Below are 19,090 nucleotides of genomic sequence, written 5' to 3'. Positions count from 1 at the left end.
CGCGGTCGGCGCGCAGAGCGGCGTCAAGCCGGAAACCTCGGTCAACCTGGACGCCGGCCTGCGCTGGTCGCGCGGCCCGCATGGCCTGGCGTTCCAGGCCTACTCGATCGACTACCGCGACCGCATCTCGATCCGCCTGGGCAACCCCGACGGCGACATCTTCGGCCGCGACGCGACGACCTCGTTCCTGAACCAAGGCGGCATCCGCTCCAAGGGCTTCGAGATCACCGGCCGCACCGTGCTGGGCCCTGTCTCGCTGTACGGCAACTACGCCTTCAACAGCGCCAAATACGTCGAGGACACCGCCTTCGAAGGCATCCGCGCCGGCGACCCGGTGCTCGGCGCGGCGCGCCACAACGCCTTCGCCGAAATGGCCTGGCGGCCGAACGACAGCACCCGCGTGACGCTGAACGCCAAGTACGTCGGCAAGGCCGCCGGCACCTACCATGAATACGCGAATACGCTGAGCAACGGCGGCCCGGCCACCTACCCGCGGGAATACATCCCGGCCTACACGCTGGTCGGCCTGTCCGGCAGCTGGCAGTTGCCCAAAGCCTGGACCGGCGTGCTGAAGAAGGCCGAGCTGTCGTTCAACATCGACAACCTGCTGGACAAGCGCTACCTGGGCGGCCTGGGCATGGAACTGGCCACCGCCAATCCGCTGACCAGCGGGCGATACTTCCTCGGCGGTCCGCGCACCTTCTTCGTCACGCTGCGCGCCGAGATCTGACGACGCGGCTACCGCTGAACCGATCGCCAGGCCCGCCCCGACACCGGACTTCCCGCCGTGATGCGCCCCTGTTGCCCGCCGACCTCTTGCCGCCGCCGCCCGCGCGGCCGTGGCGTGCCTGGGGCGGTGTCCGGAATCGCGGCCGGCGTGCTGGCGGCCTGGCTGGCCACCCTCGCGGACCCGGCCAGCGCGGCAGCGAGCGGTGCCTGCAGTCCGCCTGCGGCGCATGCGCCCCGCGCTGTCAGCGGTCTGAGCTTGCTGGGTGTGCAGTCCTGGCCCCACGAGACGGCCGGCGCCGCAGCCTCGGTGCCCGGCGCCGATCGCCCGGCCGGCAACGCCGCCGGGCTGCTGCGGCACTTCGGCGGCATCTCCGGCATCGACCATGACCCCCGCAGCGGCCGCTGGTGGCTGCTCAGCGACGACCGTTCGGAGCACGCCCCCGCCCGCGTCTATGAAGCCACGCTGCCGATCAGCGGCGGCGGTCCCGGTCAACCGGAGTTGCTGGCCGTGCACACGCTGCGGCGCGCCGATGGCCAGCCCTTCGCCCGCTTCGGCAGCGCCGACAGCCCCCGCAACGCCGACGTGGCCGACGGCGAAGCCCTGCGCCTGGACCCCTGCAGCAACGCGCTGGTGTGGGCCAGCGAAGGTGACCCTGCACACGGCCACCCGGCCGTCGTGCACCGCAGCGACAGAAGCGGCCGCCACCTCGGCACCTGGCCACTGCCTTCCGTGCTGAGCCCATCGCCGGACGGCCGCAGCGGCTCGCGGCCGAACCGCTCGTTCGAGGGCCTGGCCTTCACACCCGACGGCAGCGCGCTGTGGCTGGCGCTGGAAGCACCGCTGCTGCAGGACGGGCCGCTGCCGACCGCAGCGCAAGGCGCCGCACTGCGCTTCACCCGCCTGGCCCGCGAGGGCGGCGCCCAGCAATACGTCTACCCACTGGAGCCGATAACCCACGAAGCACGCGGCGGCCAGCGCCGCGCCGATCAAGGCGTCAGCGAGATCCTGGCGGTGGATGCCGACACGCTGCTGGTCGTCGAGCGCGGTGGGCACGAAGTCGACGAAGGCGTGTTCGCGTTCAGCGTGCGCCTGTACCTGGCGCACAGCGGCGGTGCCGACGACGTGCTGGCCTGGCCCACGCTCGCCGGCCGGCAGCCGAAGATGATGGCCAAGCACCTGCTGCTCGACCTGGCAACGCTGACGCCCGGCCCGGTCGACAACATCGAGGCCGCGGCCTGGGGCCCGCGCCTGGCCGATGGCCGCGCCACGCTGCTGCTGGTGTCAGACGACAACTTCTCGCCGCGCCAGCGCACGCAGTGGTGGCTGTTCGCGGTGGACGAGCGATGAGCACCGGCCAGGTCCGCATGCGGCTGCCGCTGGGCGCCATGCTCGCTGCCGCGCTGCTGCTCGCCGCCTGCGCGCAGACACCGCCGCCCGCCGCGCCCTACCGCTTCACGGTGCTGCACACCAACGACCACCACGGCCGTTTCTGGCGCAACGCCGACGGCGAAGCCGGCCTGGCCGCGCGCAAGACGCTGGTGGACCAGGTGCGCGCCGAACTCGCCGCGCAAGGCGGCGCCGTGCTGCTGCTGGACGCCGGCGACGTCAACACCGGCACGCCCGAATCCGACCTGCTGGACGCCGAGCCCGATTTCCGCGGCATGACGCTGCTGGGCTACGACGCCATGGCGGTCGGCAACCACGAGTTCGACAAGACCCCCGCGGTGCAGGCCCGGCAGCGCGAGGCCTGGTCCGGCTTTCCCTGGCTGTCGGCCAACGTGCAGCGCGAGGGCCGGCCGCTGTTCGAGCCCTACCGCCTCTTCCCGCTGGGCCCGCTGCGCGTGGCGGTGCTGGGCCTGACCACCGAAGACACCGCGCGCATGGGCGTCGGCGCGCGCCACCCGGGCCTGCACTTCGAGCGCCCGGCCGACAGCGCCCGCCAGTGGCTGCCGGCGCTGCGCGGCCAGGCCGACATGGTGATCGTGCTCAGCCACATGGGCCACTACGCCGACGGCCGGCATGGCAGCAGCGCGCCCGGCGATGTCGAGCTGGCGCGTGAAGTGAGCGGCATCGACCTGATCGTCGGCGGCCACAGCCACAGCATCGTCTGCCTGCAGGCCGACGGCCGCCCGGTCGAGCGCCACCGCCCCGGCGACGACTGCCGGCCCGACCGGCAGAACGGCGCCTGGATCGTGCAGTCCGGCGACCGCGGCCGCTACCTGGGCCGCGCCGACTTCGAATGGCGTGACGGCCGGCTCACGCTGCTGCGCTATGCCCAGCTGCCGGTGAACCTGCGCGGCGCGCCGGCCGGCGCGGCCGTGGCCGAGGACGCGGCGGTGCTCGGCGCGCTGGGCCCGCTGGCCGAGCGCAGCCGCAGCGGCCTGTCGGTGGTGCTGGGCCGCATCGTCGGCCACTTCGATGGCGAACGCGACAGCGTGCGCCGACGCGCCACCAACCTGGGCGCGCTGATCACGCAGACGATGCAGGAGGCCGCCCGTGCCGACGTGGCGCTGACCTCGTCCGGCGGCATCCGCGATTCGCTGCGCGAAGGCCACTTGCGCCTGGCCGACCTGCTGCAGGTGATGCCCTTCGGCAACCGCCTGGTGGTGGTGACGATGAGCGGCGCCGAGCTGGCCGACTACCTGCTGGCCGCGGCGCGCAAGACACCGGGCTCCGGGGCTTTTGCGCAGTACCGCGGCGCGCGCTTCCGCTTCGATGGCCAGCAATTGCTGGACCTGCGCATCGGCGGGCGCGCGCTCGACCCCGCCGCGCGCTACCGCCTGGCGCTGACCAGCTTCGTCGCCGGCGGCGGCGACGGCTACCCCGACCTGCGATCGCATCCCGGCTATGTCGACACCGGCCACATCGACGTCGCGCTGCTGCGTGAACACATCGAGCGCCGCGGCGGCACGCTGAATGCCGCGGACTACGGCGCCGCGCCCGCGGAGATCGCGCCATGACGCCGGACCGCGACGCGTTCCCCTGGCGCCGCCTGGCGCGGCAAACCGGCTGGACGCTGCTGGTCATCGCCGCGCTGCTGGCCTTCGCCTGGAGCGGCCACCCGGGTAGCCCTGGCGACGGCGCACGCGCTGCCAAGCCGCGCGTCGCGCTGTTCGTCAACGGCACGCTGGGCGACAAAAGTTTCTTCGACGCCGCGGCCCGCGGCCTGCAGCAGGCCGGCCGCGAACTCGGCCTGCACACCCGCGTGATCGAGGGCGGCCGCGATCCCACGCGCTGGGAACCGGCCCTGGCCGACCTGGCCGAAAGCGGTGACTTCGACCTCGTCATCACCGGCAGCTTCGCGATGGTGGGCCTGGTGCAGCGCCTGGCCCCGCGCTACCCGCAGGCCCGCTTCATCGTCTTCGATGCCGCGGTGGACACCCGCGCCTGCCGCTGCGCCAACGTGCATTCGCTGGTCTTCCGCCCGCGTGAAGCCGCGCTGCTGGCCGGTCACCTGGCGGCCCAGGTGGTCGGCCGCGAACAAGGCGGCCAGGCGCCGGTGCTGGGCGCCATCGGCGGCCTGCCGATCCCGGTGGTCGATGAATTCCTCGACGGCTTCACCGCCGGCGCCAAGCTCGCTGATCCACGCACCCGCGTGCTGCGCCAGTACGCCAACTCCTTCAGCGACCCGGCCACCGCGAAAGACATCGCCAAGGCCTTGTACGCGCAAGGCGCCGGCCTGGTGTTCCAGGTGGCCGGCGGTTCCGGCCAGGGCGTGATCGAAGCCGCCGCCGAGGCCGGCCGCTGGGTCATCGGCGTCGATGCCGACCAGTACCTGCTGTACCGCGCCGCCTACCCGCAGCGCGCCGCGCACATCCTGAGCTCGGTGATGAAGCATGTCGACGTGGCCCTGCTGCAGGCCCTGCGTGAATGGCGCGCCGGCCGGCTGGTGTTCGGCGGCATCGCATCGCTGGGCCTGGCCGAGGGTGGCGTGTCGCTGGCCACCAGCGCGCCGGCCTGGCAGGCCTTGCCGGCCACCGAGCGGCAGGCGCTGGCTGCGCTGGCCACCGCACCTCCCCGCACCGGAGAAGCCCGATGACGCCCTCCTTGCCTCTGCTGCAGCCGGGCCCGCGTGAACGGCACGAAGGTCCGGTCCGTTTGCCCGGCACGCCAACGCTCGAAGTACGCGGCCTCAGCAAGCGCTACGCCAATGGCGTGCTGGCCTGCGACCAGGTCTCGCTGCAGCTGCAGCCCGGCGAGGTGCATGCCGTCCTGGGCGAAAACGGCGCCGGCAAGTCGACGCTGCTGAAGCTGCTGTACGGCCTGATCGCACCCGATGCCGGCACGCTGCTGCTGGACGGCCAGCCCTGCCGCTTCCGCTCGCCGGCCGATGCGCTGGCCGCCGGCGTCGGCCTGGTGCCGCAACACCTGCAGCTGCTGCCGTCGATGACGGTGGCCGAGAACATCGTGCTCGGCGCCGAGCCGGTGCGCGGGCTGCGCTTCGACCGCGCCGCTGCCGTGGCCGCGGCGCAGCGGGCGATGCAGCAGCACGGCCTGCCGCTGGACGCCGGCACGCGGGTGGGCACGCTGTCCGCCGGCCAGCAGCAGCGCGTGGCAATCCTGAAGGCGCTGCACCGCGGTGCCCGGCTGCTGCTGCTGGACGAACCCACCGCGCTGCTGACGCCGCAGGAATCGCAGGCGCTGTTCAGCTCGCTGCGCGAGCTGGCCGGCCAGGGCCTGACGGTGCTGCTGATCAGCCACAAGATGGCCGAGGTGCGCGAGGCCAGCGATCGCTTCACCGTGCTGCGCGCCGGCCGCGTGGTGGGCGGTGGCGTGTCGCGCCTGCTGGCGCCGGCCGAGCTGGCGGCGCTGATGATGGGCCGCGCGGTCGAAGCGCTGCCGGCCGCGCACATCAACGCCCGCGGTCGCCCGGCCCGGCTGGCGCTGCGTGAGCTGACGGTTCTGCGCCCGGGCAGCCGGCCGGCGCTGGACCGCGTGACGCTGGACATCGCCGGCGGCGAGATCCTCGGCGTGGCCGGTGTCGAAGGCAATGGCCAGAGCGAGCTCGCCGATGTGCTGGGCGGCCTGCGCCGGCCCTCGTTCGGCAGCCTGCAGCTCGACGACGCGCCGCTGCAGGCCGGCCGCGTGCGCGCACTGCGCCGCCGCGGCCTGGGCCGCATCGGCGAGGACCGGCTGCACGACGGCATGGCGCCGAATCTGTCGATCGCCGAGAACCTGGCGGTGCTGGACTACAGCATGCAACCGGTGTCGCGCTGGGGCCGGCTGGACCGCGTGTTCCTGGCCCGCCGCGCGCGCGAGGCGATCCAGCAGCAGGGCGTGGTGGCCGCCGGCGAGCACCAGCCCATGGGTGCGCTGAGCGGCGGCAACATGCAGAAGCTGGTGTTCGCGCGGGAACTGGCGGCGCAGCCGCGCTGCCTGGTGGCCAACCAGCCGACACGCGGCGTCGACGTTGGCGCGGCGCAGCGCCTGCACCGCCAGCTGCTGTCGCTGCGCGACGCCGGCGCCGCAGTGCTGCTGTTCAGCGCCGACATCGACGAGCTGCTGGTGCTGGCCGACCGCCTGGTGGTGATCTTCGAAGGCCGGCTGGTCGCGCACCTGGCGGCCGATGCGGTGTCGCCGCGCACGCTGGGGCTGTACATGACCGGCGCGCTCGGCCAGGGGCCGGTGGAGGCGCGGCTGGCGTCGCCGTTCACGCCCGGGATAACGGCCGGGACGATGGCCGGGGTGGCGGCCGGCATGAGCGCCGCGGTGGTGGCCGGCGAGCCGTTGCACGGAGACCCGTCATGAACGCCGAAGCCCGCGCCGGCCTGGCCGCGCCAGGCCGCGCGCCCGCGGCCATCGGGCTGGCGCTGCTGCTGGCTTTCGGCCTGCTGTGCCTGGTCAGCGCCGAGCCTGTCCATGCCTTTCGTCAGTTGTTGACCGGTGCCCTGCCCGTGCCGTACTGGTCGGACGAGACCGGCTGGACGTTGCGGCGGCTGATCCGTTTCGGCGCCGTGCTGGACAAGACCGCGACGCTGACGCTGCTGGGCCTGGCGATGTTGTTCGGCCTGCGCGCGCGGCAGTTCTCGATGGGCGCCGACGGGCAGCTGATGCTGGCCGCGCTGGCCGCATTGGCCGTGGGCGTGGCGCTGCCGCCGCTGGGCGGCTGGTCCTGGCTGGCCGCGGGCGCGGTGGCGGCTGCCGTGGGTTTTGCCTGGGGCCTGCTGCCGGGCTGGTTGAAGACGCGCTTCGATGCCAACGAGATCGTCACTTCGCTGATGCTCAACATCGTCGCACTACAGGGCTACCGCTGGATCGTCTCGCAGGGCTTCAACGATCCGGCGGCCGGCTTCCTGGCGACACCGGCGCTGCTGGCCGACGCGCGGCCGCCGCTGATCGGCGGCGCCAGCGTGCTGCTGTTGCTGATCGTGCTGGCGCCGGCGCTGGCGGCCTGGCTGCTGAACCGCAGCACGCTGGGCTACGAGATCCGCGTCGTCGGCGATGCGCCGGCCTTCGCGCGCCAGGCCGGCATGCCGGTCGAGCGCACGGTGATGCTGGCGCTGGGGCTGGGCGGAGCGTTTGCCGGGCTGGCCGGCCTGCACCTGTCGCACGGCCTGCTGGGCCGCCTGCCGGCCGACCTGCCGCAAGGCGTCGGCTTCGAAGGCCTGGTGGTCGCGCTGCTGGCCGCCAACGAACCCCGCCGCGTGCCGCTGGCCGCTTTCGGTTATGCGCTGCTCGAAGGCGGCGCCCAGGCCATGGAGCGCGGCAGCGACGTGCCGCGCGAGATGGTGCTGGTGATCCAGGCGCTGGTGGTGTTGCTGGTGGTCTCGGTGCGGCTGGACCCGCTGGCCGCGCTACGCCGGGCCGCGGCCGCGCTGCGGCGCCCGCGCGGCGCGCAACAGGAGCCGACGTGAACCTGGCCGACGGCATGATGGCCACCGCCCTGCTCGCCGCGCTGTGGCGCGCGACGGCGCCGATCCTGCTGGCCGCGCTGGCCGGCATGGTGTCCGAGCGGGCCGGCGTCATCAACGTCGCGCTGGAAGGGCTGATGCTGGTGGCTGCCTTCTTCGGCGTGATGGGCTCGGTCTGGGCAGCCCAGGGGCTGCCGGCCTGGCCGCCGGCGCTGCATGCCACGCTCGGTGCGCTGCTGGGCCTGGCCGCGTCGGTGGCGCTGGCGCTGCTGCTCGGGCTGTGCCACCTGCGCTGGGGCGCCGATCTCATCGTCGCCGGCATCGGCATCAACCTGCTGGCCGCCGGCGCCACGGTGTTCCTGCTGGTGCTGTGGGCGGGCGACAAGGGCTCCACCGCGCACCTGGCCAGCGCGGCGCTGCCGGCGCTGCACCTGCCAGGCTTCACGGCCTGGCCTTGGCTGGACAGCCTGCTCAACGGCGACGACCGGCGCGGCCACCATGGGCTGGTGTGGGTCGCCTTTGCCGCGGTGCCGCTGCTGCACGCGTTGCTGATGCACACCCGCTTCGGCCTGCGCCTGCGCGCCAGCGGCGAAGCGCCCGAAGCCGCCGCCGCCGCCGGCCTGCCGGTGGATCGCCTGCGCTACGCGGCACTGGCGCTGTCCGGGCTGCTGGCCGGCCTGGGCGGGCTCTACCTCAGCATGGGCTACCTGACGCTGTTCCAGGCCGACATGAGCGGCGGCCGCGGCTTCATTGCGCTGGCTGCCGTGTTCCTCGGCGGCCGCACGCCGCTGGGCGTGCTGGGCGCGGCGCTGCTGTTCGGCGCCTGCGCCGTGGCCGCCACCCAGCTCGGCCTGCTCAACCTGCCACCGCAGGCCGTGCAGATGCTGCCGGCACTGGCCACGCTGGCGGCAATGCTGCTGTTCGGCCTGCGCCAGCGCCTGCTGTGGCGCCGGCGTGAGGCCGCGTCCTTGGCGCGTTGGCAATCCGGTCTGTCCCGGGCCGCCGGTGCCACTGCGCCGTCTTCCGACCCCGTCCTTTCCGATCCCGCTTCTTCCGACCCCGCTGCTTCCGGACCTCCGCGATGACCCCTGACCTCCACGACCGCATCTTCGGCGCGCTGTGCCTCGCCGGCATGGGCGACGCGCTCGGCGCACCGACCGAACAATGGACCCTGGACGAGATCCGGGCCTGTCACGGCGGCCTGGTCACCGGCTTCGTCGAACCGCAGCCCGACACCTTTGCCGGCGCGCTGGGCGGCCGCCGCGCCGAGGTCACCGACGACACCAGCCAGCTCGTGTACCTGGCCCGCGCGCTGGTGGCCGGCGGCGGAAGCATCGACGGCGAAGGCTGGCGCCGCTGCCTGCTCGACTGGGCTGCCACCAGCCCGAAGGCCGGCTTCATGGGCCCCAGCACCGCGCAGATGGTGGCCGCGCTGCAGCGCGGCGACGACGGCTCGCGCGTCGGCACGATCGGCCACTCGCTGCGCAAGATGACGACGGTGGGCAACACCAACGGCGCGGCGATGCGCGTGGCGGCCTGCGGCCTGGTGCACCCCGGCGACATCACGGCGGCCTGCGAACAGGCCTTCGTGACCTGCCTGCCCTCGCACGACACCGATGTGGCGATTGCCTCGGCCTGCGCCATCGCCGCCGGCGTGGCCATCGCGCTGGTCAGCGACGCGCTGCAGCCCGTGGTCGAGGCCTGCATCGCCGGCGCGGCGCTGGGCGAACGCCTGGGCCGCGAGCGCGCACGTTGCATCGCCGGCCCGCGCCTGCCGGTGCGGCTGCAGATGGCGCTGGACATCGCCGTCGCCGCGCGCGACGACCTGGACTTCATGCAGCAGATGGAATGGCGCGTCGGCAATTCGGTGCTGGCCGCCGAATCGGTGCCGGCGGCCATCGGCCTGCTGGCCTATGCGCAGGGCGACCCGCAGCGCACGATCTCGATCGGCGCGTCGATGGGCAACGACACCGACACCATCGCGACGATGGCCGGCGCGCTGTGCGGTGCGCTGGTCGGCGCGCGCGCGCTGCCGGCTGGGCTGCGCGACGAGTTCCTGGCCGTCAACGAGCCGGTCTATGCGCTGCAGCCGCTGGCCACCGCACTGGCGCGCATCGCCGAGGCCCGGCTCGGCGGCGGAGCGGCACGATGAACCGCACGATGGGCCGGGCTTGCGACCTACTGGCCATCGGCGATCCCTGCGCCGACCTGGTGTTCCGCACCGAGCGCCTGCCAGCCTGGGACGACAAGGCCCGCGGCGAGGCGCTGGGCCTGTTCGGCGGTGGCACCGAGGCCAATGCCGCCTGCGTGGCAGCGCGCCTGGGTTGGCGCAGCGCGCTGTTCGGCCAGACCGGCGACGACCTGCATGCCGACTTCATCCGCCGCGACCTGGCCGGCCATGGCGTGATGCTGCAGCACCTGCGCCGCTGCGCCGGCAGCGCCTCGTCGCTGGCCATCGTCGCGGTGTCGCCGCAGGGCGAGCGCTCGGTGGTCTGGCTGCCGCCGGGCGGCGCGTTGCCGGCGGACGCGGCAGCCACGCGTCCCCTGCTGGATGCCGCACTGGCCGACAGCCGCTGGGCCTACACCATGCCTTATGCCGCCGAGCCGTTGGCCGACCTGGCCGTGCGCACCGCCCGCAGCGGCACGCGCCTGGCGATCGACCTTGAACGCGAGGGCGTGCTGTCATTGGACAGCCGCCTGCCGACGCTGCTGCTGCACTGCGACATCGCCTTCCTGAACCGCAGTGGCTTCGAAGCGGCCACCGGCACGGCGCCCGATGCCGCGTCGCTGAAGGCGCTGTGCCGCATGGCCCGCGCTCACACCGTGGTGGTGACGCTGGGTGCCGACGGCGCGATGGCCGCCGACCGCGACGAAGGCTTCGCCACCCAGGCCGCCTGCCCGGCCGCGGTGGTCGATGCCACCGGCGCCGGCGACACCTTCAACGCCAGCTTCCTGGTGGCGCGCGACCGCGGCGCGCTCCTGGGCAGCGCGCTGGCCCAGGCCTGCCGCGCGGCATCACGCAGCGTCGCGGTGTGGGGCGCGCGGGGTGCGCTGGCCACGTTCCAGCCCGCCGATGCCGGGCGTGATAACTTACCATGAGAGCAGCCATGCTGATGCCCCCCCTGCCCCTGATCATCGACTGCGACCCCGGCATCGACGACGCGCTCGCGCTGCTCGTCGCCGCCGCCGCGCCGCAGCTGGCGCTGCGCGCCGTCACCTGCGTCGCCGGCAACCGCCCGGTGGCACAGACCACGCCCAACGCGCGCCGCGTGCTGGACCTGGCCGGCGCCACCGGCGTACCGGTGTACGCCGGCTGCGCACGGCCCATCGCACAGCCCGAGCCGCGCAGCAACCTGGTGCACGGCGAGGACGGGCTCGGCGGCGTCGTGCTGCCCTTGCACGGCACCATCGCCGAAGACCACGCGGTGGATGTGCTGCTGCAGGCGCTGCTCGCCGAGCCGCCCGGCACGCTGCACGTGGTGGCCCTGGGCCCGCTGACCAACCTGGCGCTGGCCGAGCTGCGCGTGCCCGGCGTGCTGCAGCGCGCGGCGCGGCTGGACATCATGGGCGGCGCCGCGTTCTGCCCCGGCAACGTGACGCCGCACGCCGAGTTCAATTTCCACTGCGACCCGCTGGCCGCGCAGATCGTGCTGACCTCCGGCGCCACCTTGCGCATCTTTGGCCTCGATGTGACGACGCAGGCGGCGATGAGCGAGCCCTGGCGCGCATCGATCGCCGCGCTGCCCGGCGACGTGGCGGCAGCCACCGCCGCGATGCTGCAGTCCTATGCCGATGTCGACCCGCTGCTGCACGACGTCTGCCCGGTGGCGGCGCTGATCGAACCGGATCTCTTCGCCGGTCCGCTCTGCCGGGTCGCTGTCGAATGGCGCGATCCCGCCAGCGAAGGCCGGCTGCTGGCGCAGGTCGTGGACGCTGCACCGGCCGGCGAGCGCGGCATCGCGCAAGTCATCACGCAAGTCGATACTGAGCGCCTGCTGGCGCTGGTGCGGGCCTGCGTGGAGCGTCTGCCGAGGCCCGAGGCCGCGGCGGCTGAGCACGCACCAGGCCCGGCCGCTCAGGTCACCGTGCGGGCTGACACCGCCAACACCTGAAAGCCGTGGGTGCCATCGCGCGCCAGCTGTGCCACCAGGCCGTACTCCCAGTCCAGGTAAGCCTGCATCGCCGCCCGCGGGTTGTCGGTGCCTTCATACGGCCGGCGGTAGCGGGCGATCGCCGGGCTGGCCAGCGCCACCTCGGGCAACGCCGCCCGTGCCGGCTGCCACGGGCCCGTCTCGCTGAACCGATCCGCCGCCACATCGGCCAGCCAGGCCACTTCCCAGCCCAGCTGGGCCAACCAGTGCGCGGTCATGGCAGCGCGCACGCCATCGTCGTCTGCCAGCACGATGCGCGCGCCGCGCACCGCGGCGAAGACATCGGTCTCCTGCACCAGCTGACCGCCCGGCGCGCTGCCGAAACCCGGCAGGTGACCGGCGGCGAATTCTTCCGGCGTGCGCACATCCCAGCAGTACAGCGTGCGGCTGCCGTCGGCCCGCCAGGCGGCCAGGCCCGCGCCATCGAGCCGGACCGCACCGGCCCGCGCGGCCAGGCTTTGCGCCGCGGCGCGCGCCGTGGCCCGCTGCGCGTCGGACACCGGGCCGAAGCGCCGGGTCTGGCCGTGCTCGAGTTCGAAGCCGGCCAGCGTCCAGCCGATCGTGCCGTTGCGCAAGGCCGCCACCGGGTTCGGGATGCCGGCGTTGACCAGCGATTGCGCGCCGATCAGGCTGCGCGTGCGGCCGGCGCAGTTGACGATGATCCGCGTGGCCGGGTTCGGCGCCAGCGCGCGCACGCGCAGCACCAGCTCGGCACCGGGCACGCTGGTGCCGCGCGGAATGCTCATCGTGTGGTATTCGTCGAAGCGGCGCGCGTCCAGCACCACCAGGTCGGCGCCGCTGTCGATCAGCGCCTTGAGCTCCTCGGCCGGCAGCGACGGCGTGCCGAGCTCGTGCTCGACCAGTTCGCCGAAGGCCTTGCTCGGCACGTTGACGTCGCGGAACAACTCGCCGCCGCTGTCGCGCCAGCCGGCGAGGCCGCCGGCAAGCAGGTGGATCTGGCTGTAGCCCAGCGCCTGCAGCCGGCGCGCTGCGGGCTCGGCCAGGCCTTCACCATCGTCATAAACCGCTATCGGAGCGTCCATGCGCGGCAACCGCCACAGCGCATCCAGCTCGATGCGGCCGGACGACAGCTGCACCGCGAACAGCGGGTGGGCCTGCGCGTAGGGGTCTTCTTCGCGCACATCGATCAGTGCGATCTCGCGCTTGGCGCGCAGCGCGTCGCGCACGGCCTCGGGGCTGATGGTCGGGATCGTGGTCGGGATCGGCGGCAGGGGCATGGCAGGTTTCATCGGGCAGCAACAGTTTTGTTCGAGCGGTCCCACAGATTGGGCAGCCAGCGGTTGGAATAGCCCGAGACAAAGGGCTTGCGGCCGCCGTCTTCGGCGTAGACCCAGCGCTGCACCGCGCCGATGTTGGCGCCGTAGACATGGATGCTGATCGAGCTGCGGTCGGTGAAGGCGTTGCTGACGCGGTGGATGTCGCCCAGCCGCGGCGACACCGCCTCGACCTGGCCGGGCCTCAGTCTCGCACGCGCGCCTTCCGGCCGCAGCCGGCCCTGTGCATCGTGCGCGTAGCGCTGCGAAATCTCTTCGCCGCGCAGCATGCCGATCAGCCCCCACACGGTGTGGTCGTGCACCGGCGTCTGCTGCCCCGGGCCCCAGACGAAGCTGACGACCGAGAAGCGCTCCAGCCCATCGGCATGCAGCAGGTACTGGCAGTAGCGCTGCGGGTCGGGCTGCGCCAGTTCGTCGGGCAGCCAGTCGTCGCGGCCGACCAGCGCCGCGAGTGCCGGGCGCAGGTCGGCGAGCAGGCGCGCTTCGTCCGGCTCGCGTGCGACCAGCGCCGTGGTGAAGGCCACGAAATCGCGCAGCGGGGACAGAGGGGACAGCGGGGACGGCGGGGTTTGGCTCATCGGTGGCAGGCCTGGCGAAGACGGTGACAGCAGGTGGCTAGTGGATCACAGCCCGGTCCGGGCGGCGTGGCGACGGCCGACTGCCATGTTCTTCTAACTCTCTTTAGACGCGGCCGCGTCCACTGGACCGCCGTAGCAGCGCAAGCCGGCCAGATCGAGCACGATGACGCCACCGAACTCGACGCGCAGCAGCCCGGCCCGCTGCAGCTCGTGCAGCGACTCGTTGGTGCGCTGCCGCGACACGGCCGAGAGCAGCCCGATCTCTTCCTGGCTGAGCTGCACGAAGTTGCCGGCGCGTGGGTACAGGTCGGGGTCGAACAGGCTGGCCAGGCAGCGGGCGACGCGGGCATCGGGGCCGAGCAGGCGGTCGTACTCGACCAGCCCGATGAACAGGCTCAGCCGTGCGTTCAGGTGTGACAGTAGAAAGCGGTTGAAAGCCAGGTTGGTGGACACCAGGCGCTCGAAGCTGGCGCGCGGCACGCAGGCAATGCGCGTGTCGCGCACTGCCACGCCGTCGTAGCGCCAGCGGCCGGGCTTCAGCAGCGAGCCCTCGCCGGCCCAGCCGCCGGCCGTGACGCCGGTGAAGGTGGAGTGCCGGCCGTCGGGCTGCGACACCGACATCTTGACCAGGCCTTCGATCACGCCGATCCAGTGCTCGGCCGGCTCGCCGCAGTGCAAGGCATAACCACCGGGCGGCACCCGGCGTTCATGGCTTTCGCGCAGCACCTGGTCGAGTTCTTCAGGGCTCAGTGCCGCGGCCCACAGGCTTTCGCGAAGCATGGTCTCCAACGTCGACATCGCAGCGTCCGCTGTTCTTGTGAGGCCGATGCTACGCAGGTGGCGGCGTTCCGGCTACACCCGGACACCGAAGTCAGCGATGTCTTTTGAACGACAACCTGGCCAGCGCATTGTCGGCAGCATCGGCCGCGAACCCACAGAAGGAGACAGCGATGAGCGCGTTGAGTTCAAGGCCGGTGGACAAGGATGCAGTGGACGACGCGGTGGAAGACCAGCAGGCGCTGGCCCTCAGTCGTCGCCAGCTGCTGACCTATGCGGTGTCCGGGCCGGTGCTGACCGTCGCAGCAGGCTTCGGCGCCAACCTGGCCTTGCCGTCGACCGCCGCCGCGCTGCCGCTGCCGCTGACGCCTCCGGACACGGTCGACTACTACGACATCGGCGATTCGATCGTGCAGACCTCGCTGCCGACGATGCCGCTGGTCAAGCTGACGGTAGGCCTGGACGGCCGGGTGACGCTGGACCTGCCGCGGCTGGAAACCGGCACCGGCATCGCCACTGCGTGCGGCATGATGGTCGCCGAGGAGATGGACGTGCCGCTGAGCGCGGTCGAGGTGAGCTCGGCGGACGCCAACCCGGCGCTGGTGTTCAACCAGATCACCGGCGGCTCGTCGACGATGCGCTGCTTCAGCGCAGCCCTGCCGCTGATTGCCGCTGCCGCTCGGGCGCGGCTGGTCGCCGCCGCGGCGCAGCAGTGGGGCCTGTCGGCGTCGACGCTGAAGGTCGTGGCCGGCGTGGTCGTCGCGCCCGATGGGCGCACCGCGGCCTATGGCGCGCTGACCGCGCTGGCCTCGTCGCTGCCGCTGCCGGTGAACGTGCCGCCCAAGCCGGCGTCGCAGTACACGCTGATCGGCAAGCCGGCGCGGCGGCTCGATGCGCTGGCCATCGTCACCGGCCAGAAGAAGTTCACGATGGACCAGGCCGTGCCGAACGCCAAGCCGACGATGCTGCGCATGCCCACGCAGATCCGCGGCACCGTCGTGCGGGTGAACAACCTCGCGGCGGTGCAGGCGATGCCGGGGGTGCTGGCGGTCGTGGTCATCCCGACGGGCGGCAGCATCGTGCCCAACCCGCCGGGCGTGGCGGTGATGGCCGAAACCTTCGGCCAGGCCTGGACCGCCTGCAATGCGCTGGACGTCACCTGGGGCGACGGGCCGCTGAAGGGTCAGTCCAACGCCAGCATCCAGGCCCGGCTGAAGGCCGCCATCGCACCGCTGGCCGTGCCGCCGCTGGGCGCGCTGACGGTCGAGGGCGAGTTCGAATTCGCCGCGGCCACCCACGCGCCGCTGGAGGTGGAATGCGCCATCGCCGACGTGCGCGCCGACCGCGCCGAGATCTGGGCCGGCCTGCAGACGCCGATCGTCGCGCAGCAATCCATCGCCGCCGACCTGGGGCTGCCGCAGAACAAGGTCACCGTGCATGTGGTGCCGTCCGGCGGCTCCTTCGGCCGCCGGCTGTTCTGGGACCCGGTGCAGGTGGCGGCGCAGGTGTCCAGGCTCACCGGCCGCGTCTGCAAGCTGATGTACCACCGCGCCAACGATGTGCGCCACACCCGGCTGCGCCCGCCGCAGTTCCACAAGGTGCGGGCGACGCTGCTGCTGGGGCAGGTGATCAGCTTCGAACAGCGCGTGGCCGCGGTGCGGCTGGATGCGCGGCATGGTTTCGGCGAGATGTTCTCGGCGGCCGCCGGCGCGGCACCGCCCGGCGTGCAGCAGTCGATCGGCAACCTGGCCTATGAGCAAGTGTTCTTCAAGACCATGGTCGCCTCGCCCTACAACTTCGGTGTCGGCACCAAGGTGCTGACGCCGGTGGCGATCGACATGAACACCGTGTCCTACCGCTCGGTGCACATCCAGCCGGCACGCAGCGTCGAGGAGATCATGGTCGACGAGATCGCGAAGAAGCTGAACAAGGACCCGCTGGCGTTCCGGCTGGAGTACCTGCGGCTGCCGCGCGCCAAGGCCGTGCTGCAGGCGGTGGCCGGCGCGGCCGGCTGGGGCAAGGCGATGCCGGCCGGGTTTGCGCAGGGCTGCGCAGTGCACCAGGAGTCGCGCTCGTTCACCGCCTGCATCGTCGAGCTCGATGCCCGCGTGCCCAGCGACATCAAGGTCACCCGCGCGACGATCGCCATCGATGTCGGCATGCCGATCAATCCCAGCGGCATCGACGCGCAGGTGCAGGGCGCGCTGGCCGAAGCCATCTCGCTGGTGCTGACGGCCGGCCTGCACATCCAGGACGGGCTGCCGCTGGAAGGCAGCTATTCGCAGTACCACTTCGCGCGGAACCGCAACTACCCGAAGGATGTGAAGGTGATCATCATGCCGGCCAACGGTGGCGCCATCGGCGGGCTCGGCGAGGTGGGACTCTCCGCCTCCAGCGGCGCGATCGCCAACGCCTGGGCGCGGGCCACCGGCCTCAAGCCGCGCAGCTTCCCGCTGCATTTCCCGATCGACTTCACGCCCTTCCCGCCGGGAGCCTTGCCGACACCCGTCTTCGTGCCGCTGTCCTGAATGATTCGAGGAGCCATCATGCCCAACCAAACTTTCAATGTGAACGGCCAGGCGGTCAACGTCGAGGCGCCCGACGACATGGCGCTGCTGTGGGTGCTGCGCGACAAGCTCGGCATCACCGGCCCGAAGTACGGCTGCGGCATCAACGTCTGCAAGGCCTGCACCTGCCATGTCGACGGCAAGGCGGTGACGGCCTGCTCGACCCGCGTGGCCGATGTGCGCGGCCACAGCGTGACCACCATCGAGGGCCTGGCCACCGGCAGCACGCTGCACCCGGTGCAGCAGGCCTGGCTGGACCACGACGTGGCGCAATGCGGCTTCTGCCAGCCGGGCCAGATCATGGCCGCGGTCGACCTGCTGCGGCGCACGAAGAACCCCAGCGACGCCGACATCGACGCGATCCAGAACGTCTGCCGCTGCGGCACCTACGGCCGCATCCGCCAGGCCATCAAGGCGGCGGCGGCGGCGATGCCGTAGCGGCGCGGCCGCCCGCTGCCGGCGAGGCCGCCGGTCGAGATGCGTCACCGGGTCGCCAGGCCCGGCGGCCGCCGCTCGTGGTCAACTCCAGCGCATGCAAACCCCCGCCGCCCTTGCCCCGCTGCACAACCCGGTGTTCCGGATCCTCTGGCTGGCCTGGTTGGCGGCCAACATGACGATGTGGATGAACGATGTCGCGGCGGCCTGGCTGATGACCTCGCTCACCACCAGCCCGGTGATGGTGGCGCTGGTGCAGACCGCCTCGACCTTGCCGGTGTTCCTGCTCGGCATTCCCAGCGGCGCGATGGCCGACATCGTCGACCGCCGGCGCTACTTCGCGGTGACCCAGTTGTGGGTGCTGGTGGTGGCGCTGCTGCTGGCCGCGCTGTCGCTGGCCGGCGCCTTGAACGCACCGCTGCTGCTGGCGCTGACGGCGCTCAACGGCATCGGCCTGGCCACGCGCTGGCCGGTGTTCGCCGCCATCGTGCCGCAGGTCGTCGAGCGGGAGCACCTGTCGGCCGCGCTGGCGCTCAACGGCATCTCGATGAACCTGTCGCGGGTGATCGGCCCGGTGGCCGCCGGCGCGCTGATCTCGCTGGTCAGCCCGGCGGCGGTGTTTGCGCTGAACGCGCTGCTGGCCGCCGTGGCGATGGTGCTGATCCTGCGCTGGCAATCGGTGCGCGAGACCAGCCCGCTGCCCGGCGAGCGTTTCGTCGGCGCGATGCGCGCCGGCCTGGCCTTCACGATGCAATCGCCGCGCTTGAAGGTGGTGCTGCTGCGCATCTTCGTGTTCTTCGTGCAGGCCTACGGGCTGGTGGCGCTGCTGCCGCTGGTGGCGCGCCAGCTGCATGGCGGCGGGCCGGCGGCGTTCACGGTGCTGCTGTCGTGCATCGGCGCTGGCGCGATCACCGCGGCGCTGTATTTTCCGAAGCTGCGCGCCCGCTTCACCCGCGACCAGTTCGTGTTGTACGGCACGCTGATCCATGCCACCTTCAGCGCGCTGGTGGTGCTGGTGCCCGAGATCTGGGTGGCGCTGCCGGCGACGGTGATCGTCGGCATGGCCTGGATCTCGGTGGCGAACTCGCTGACGCTGTCGGCGCAAATGGCGCTGCCCGACTGGGTGCGCGCCCGCGGCATGTCGATCTACCAGACCGCGCTGATGGGCGGCTCGGCGTCTGGCGCGCTGCTGTGGGGCCAGATGGCCGAGTGGACCAGCGTGCGCACCAGCGTGCTCGCCGCCGCCGCGTTCGGTGTGCTGGCCTTGCTGCTGACGCACCGGCTGCGCATCGAGCATGGCGACGAGATCGACTTCACGCCCGCGGCCACCCGCACGATGCCCGAGCCGGCGGTGCCGATCCGCCCCGACGACGGCCCGGTGATGGTGACGCTGGAATACCGCATTGCCCCCGAGCGCGTCCGCGAATTCGTGCAGGTGATGCAGCAGACGCGGCGCGCGCGGCTGCGCCAGGGCGCCTTGTCCTGGGGCTTGTTCCGCGATTCGGCCGAAGCCGGCCACTACATCGAATACTTCGTCGACGAGAACTGGGTCGAGCACCAGCGACGGCTGGAACGCTTCTCGGCCTCGGACGCGGCACTGCGCGACCAGCGCCTGGCCCTGCACCTCGGGCCCGAGCCGCCGGCCCTGCGCCGCTACATTGCCGAGACGATGGACCCGGGCAGCGATCCGCCGGAGTGAAGCCGAG

At 72.5% G+C, this 19,090-nt stretch carries 16 protein-coding genes; 13 read left to right on the top strand and 3 right to left on the bottom strand.

Annotated features, from left to right (window positions below):
• From VLK61_RS05860 to VLK61_RS05815, 10 genes are all read left to right on the top strand, one after another.
• Positions 1-730, top strand: a 730-nt coding sequence (locus tag VLK61_RS05860; RefSeq protein ID WP_325419203.1) for a TonB-dependent receptor, incomplete at its 5' end; no start/stop codon positions are given.
• A 126-nt stretch (positions 731-856) separates the two neighbouring features.
• Positions 857-2,077, top strand: coding sequence for an esterase-like activity of phytase family protein (locus tag VLK61_RS05855; RefSeq protein ID WP_325419202.1), 1,221 nt, complete (start codon positions 857-859; stop codon positions 2,075-2,077).
• Complete coding sequence (locus tag VLK61_RS05850) at positions 2,074-3,690, top strand: 5'-nucleotidase C-terminal domain-containing protein (RefSeq protein WP_325419200.1); 1,617 nt, start codon at positions 2,074-2,076, stop codon at positions 3,688-3,690. The genes VLK61_RS05855 and VLK61_RS05850 overlap by 4 nt, the downstream gene beginning before the upstream one ends.
• Positions 3,687-4,769: a BMP family lipoprotein gene (locus VLK61_RS05845; RefSeq protein WP_325419198.1), complete on the top strand. Its 1,083-nt coding sequence runs from the start codon at positions 3,687-3,689 to the stop codon at positions 4,767-4,769. Before VLK61_RS05850 ends, VLK61_RS05845 begins: the two co-directional genes overlap by 4 nt.
• Positions 4,766-6,478, top strand: a complete 1,713-nt coding sequence (locus VLK61_RS05840; RefSeq protein ID WP_325419196.1) for an ABC transporter ATP-binding protein — start codon at positions 4,766-4,768, stop codon at positions 6,476-6,478. Before VLK61_RS05845 ends, VLK61_RS05840 begins: the two co-directional genes overlap by 4 nt.
• The gene (locus VLK61_RS05835) at positions 6,475-7,584 is read left to right on the top strand and encodes an ABC transporter permease (RefSeq protein ID WP_325419194.1); all 1,110 of its coding nucleotides are present in this window, start codon (positions 6,475-6,477) and stop codon (positions 7,582-7,584) included. The genes VLK61_RS05840 and VLK61_RS05835 overlap by 4 nt, the downstream gene beginning before the upstream one ends.
• Positions 7,581-8,666 (top strand): ABC transporter permease, encoded by a 1,086-nt coding sequence (locus VLK61_RS05830; RefSeq protein WP_325419192.1) that lies wholly within the window; start codon positions 7,581-7,583, stop codon positions 8,664-8,666. Before VLK61_RS05835 ends, VLK61_RS05830 begins: the two co-directional genes overlap by 4 nt.
• The gene (locus VLK61_RS05825) at positions 8,663-9,733 is read left to right on the top strand and encodes an ADP-ribosylglycohydrolase family protein (RefSeq protein ID WP_325419190.1); all 1,071 of its coding nucleotides are present in this window, start codon (positions 8,663-8,665) and stop codon (positions 9,731-9,733) included. Before VLK61_RS05830 ends, VLK61_RS05825 begins: the two co-directional genes overlap by 4 nt.
• A complete protein-coding gene (locus VLK61_RS05820; RefSeq protein WP_325419188.1) occupies positions 9,730-10,680 on the top strand; it encodes a carbohydrate kinase family protein in 951 nt (316 codons plus the stop codon). The genes VLK61_RS05825 and VLK61_RS05820 overlap by 4 nt, the downstream gene beginning before the upstream one ends.
• A gap of 8 nt (positions 10,681-10,688) precedes the next feature.
• The gene (locus VLK61_RS05815) at positions 10,689-11,693 is read left to right on the top strand and encodes a nucleoside hydrolase (protein WP_325419186.1); all 1,005 of its coding nucleotides are present in this window, start codon (positions 10,689-10,691) and stop codon (positions 11,691-11,693) included.
• Here VLK61_RS05815 and VLK61_RS05810 read toward each other — a convergent pair.
• The 3 genes from VLK61_RS05810 to VLK61_RS05800 all read right to left on the bottom strand — a co-directional run bounded on the left by VLK61_RS05810 (position 11,657) and on the right by VLK61_RS05800 (position 14,385).
• Positions 11,657-12,970: a rhodanese-like domain-containing protein gene (locus VLK61_RS05810; protein ID WP_325419185.1), complete on the bottom strand. Its 1,314-nt coding sequence runs from the start codon at positions 12,968-12,970 to the stop codon at positions 11,657-11,659. The genes VLK61_RS05815 and VLK61_RS05810 overlap by 37 nt on opposite strands.
• A gap of 8 nt (positions 12,971-12,978) precedes the next feature.
• Positions 12,979-13,605, bottom strand: a complete 627-nt coding sequence (locus VLK61_RS05805) for a cysteine dioxygenase (protein WP_325419183.1) — start codon at positions 13,603-13,605, stop codon at positions 12,979-12,981.
• A 93-nt stretch (positions 13,606-13,698) separates the two neighbouring features.
• On the bottom strand, positions 13,699-14,385 hold the full coding sequence (locus tag VLK61_RS05800) for a Crp/Fnr family transcriptional regulator (protein WP_325419181.1): 687 nt from the start codon (positions 14,383-14,385) through the stop codon (positions 13,699-13,701).
• A 170-nt stretch (positions 14,386-14,555) separates the two neighbouring features.
• On the opposite strand from VLK61_RS05800, the gene VLK61_RS05795 reads away from it, so the two are divergent.
• From VLK61_RS05795 to VLK61_RS05785, 3 genes are all read left to right on the top strand, one after another.
• Positions 14,556-16,910: a xanthine dehydrogenase family protein molybdopterin-binding subunit gene (locus VLK61_RS05795; RefSeq protein WP_325419179.1), complete on the top strand. Its 2,355-nt coding sequence runs from the start codon at positions 14,556-14,558 to the stop codon at positions 16,908-16,910.
• Between the two features lie 18 nt (positions 16,911-16,928).
• Complete coding sequence (locus VLK61_RS05790) at positions 16,929-17,387, top strand: (2Fe-2S)-binding protein (protein WP_325419177.1); 459 nt, start codon at positions 16,929-16,931, stop codon at positions 17,385-17,387.
• 94 nt (positions 17,388-17,481) lie between these two features.
• On the top strand, positions 17,482-19,083 hold the full coding sequence (locus VLK61_RS05785; protein WP_325419176.1) for an MFS transporter: 1,602 nt from the start codon (positions 17,482-17,484) through the stop codon (positions 19,081-19,083).
• The last annotated feature ends 7 nt before the right edge of the window (positions 19,084-19,090 follow it).

The sequence above is a fragment of the Aquabacterium sp. genome, from assembly GCF_035476535.1.
Taxonomy (GTDB): Bacteria; Pseudomonadota; Gammaproteobacteria; order Burkholderiales; family Burkholderiaceae_C; genus Pseudaquabacterium.
The sequence above is the reverse complement of the archived record's forward strand: the minus strand, read 5'-3'. Positions and strand labels throughout refer to the sequence as shown.

Bases quoted from the DNA above. Each gene is read 5' to 3' on its own strand.
- VLK61_RS05850 (WP_325419200.1), top strand. From the start codon at position 2,074: ATGAGCACCGGCCAGGTCCGCATGCGGCTGCCGCTGGGCGCCATGCTC.
- VLK61_RS05845 (WP_325419198.1), top strand. From the start codon at position 3,687: ATGACGCCGGACCGCGACGCGTTCCCCTGGCGCCGCCTGGCGCGGCAA.
- VLK61_RS05840 (WP_325419196.1), top strand. From the start codon at position 4,766: ATGACGCCCTCCTTGCCTCTGCTGCAGCCGGGCCCGCGTGAACGGCAC.
- VLK61_RS05835 (WP_325419194.1), top strand. From the start codon at position 6,475: ATGAACGCCGAAGCCCGCGCCGGCCTGGCCGCGCCAGGCCGCGCGCCC.
- VLK61_RS05825 (WP_325419190.1), top strand. From the start codon at position 8,663: ATGACCCCTGACCTCCACGACCGCATCTTCGGCGCGCTGTGCCTCGCC.
- VLK61_RS05820 (WP_325419188.1), top strand. From the start codon at position 9,730: ATGAACCGCACGATGGGCCGGGCTTGCGACCTACTGGCCATCGGCGAT.
- VLK61_RS05815 (WP_325419186.1), top strand. From the start codon at position 10,689: ATGCTGATGCCCCCCCTGCCCCTGATCATCGACTGCGACCCCGGCATC.
- VLK61_RS05810 (WP_325419185.1), bottom strand. From the start codon at position 12,970: ATGCCCCTGCCGCCGATCCCGACCACGATCCCGACCATCAGCCCCGAG.
- VLK61_RS05805 (WP_325419183.1), bottom strand. From the start codon at position 13,605: ATGAGCCAAACCCCGCCGTCCCCGCTGTCCCCTCTGTCCCCGCTGCGC.
- VLK61_RS05800 (WP_325419181.1), bottom strand. From the start codon at position 14,385: ATGCTTCGCGAAAGCCTGTGGGCCGCGGCACTGAGCCCTGAAGAACTC.
- VLK61_RS05795 (WP_325419179.1), top strand. From the start codon at position 14,556: ATGAGCGCGTTGAGTTCAAGGCCGGTGGACAAGGATGCAGTGGACGAC.
- VLK61_RS05790 (WP_325419177.1), top strand. From the start codon at position 16,929: ATGCCCAACCAAACTTTCAATGTGAACGGCCAGGCGGTCAACGTCGAG.
- VLK61_RS05785 (WP_325419176.1), top strand. From the start codon at position 17,482: ATGCAAACCCCCGCCGCCCTTGCCCCGCTGCACAACCCGGTGTTCCGG.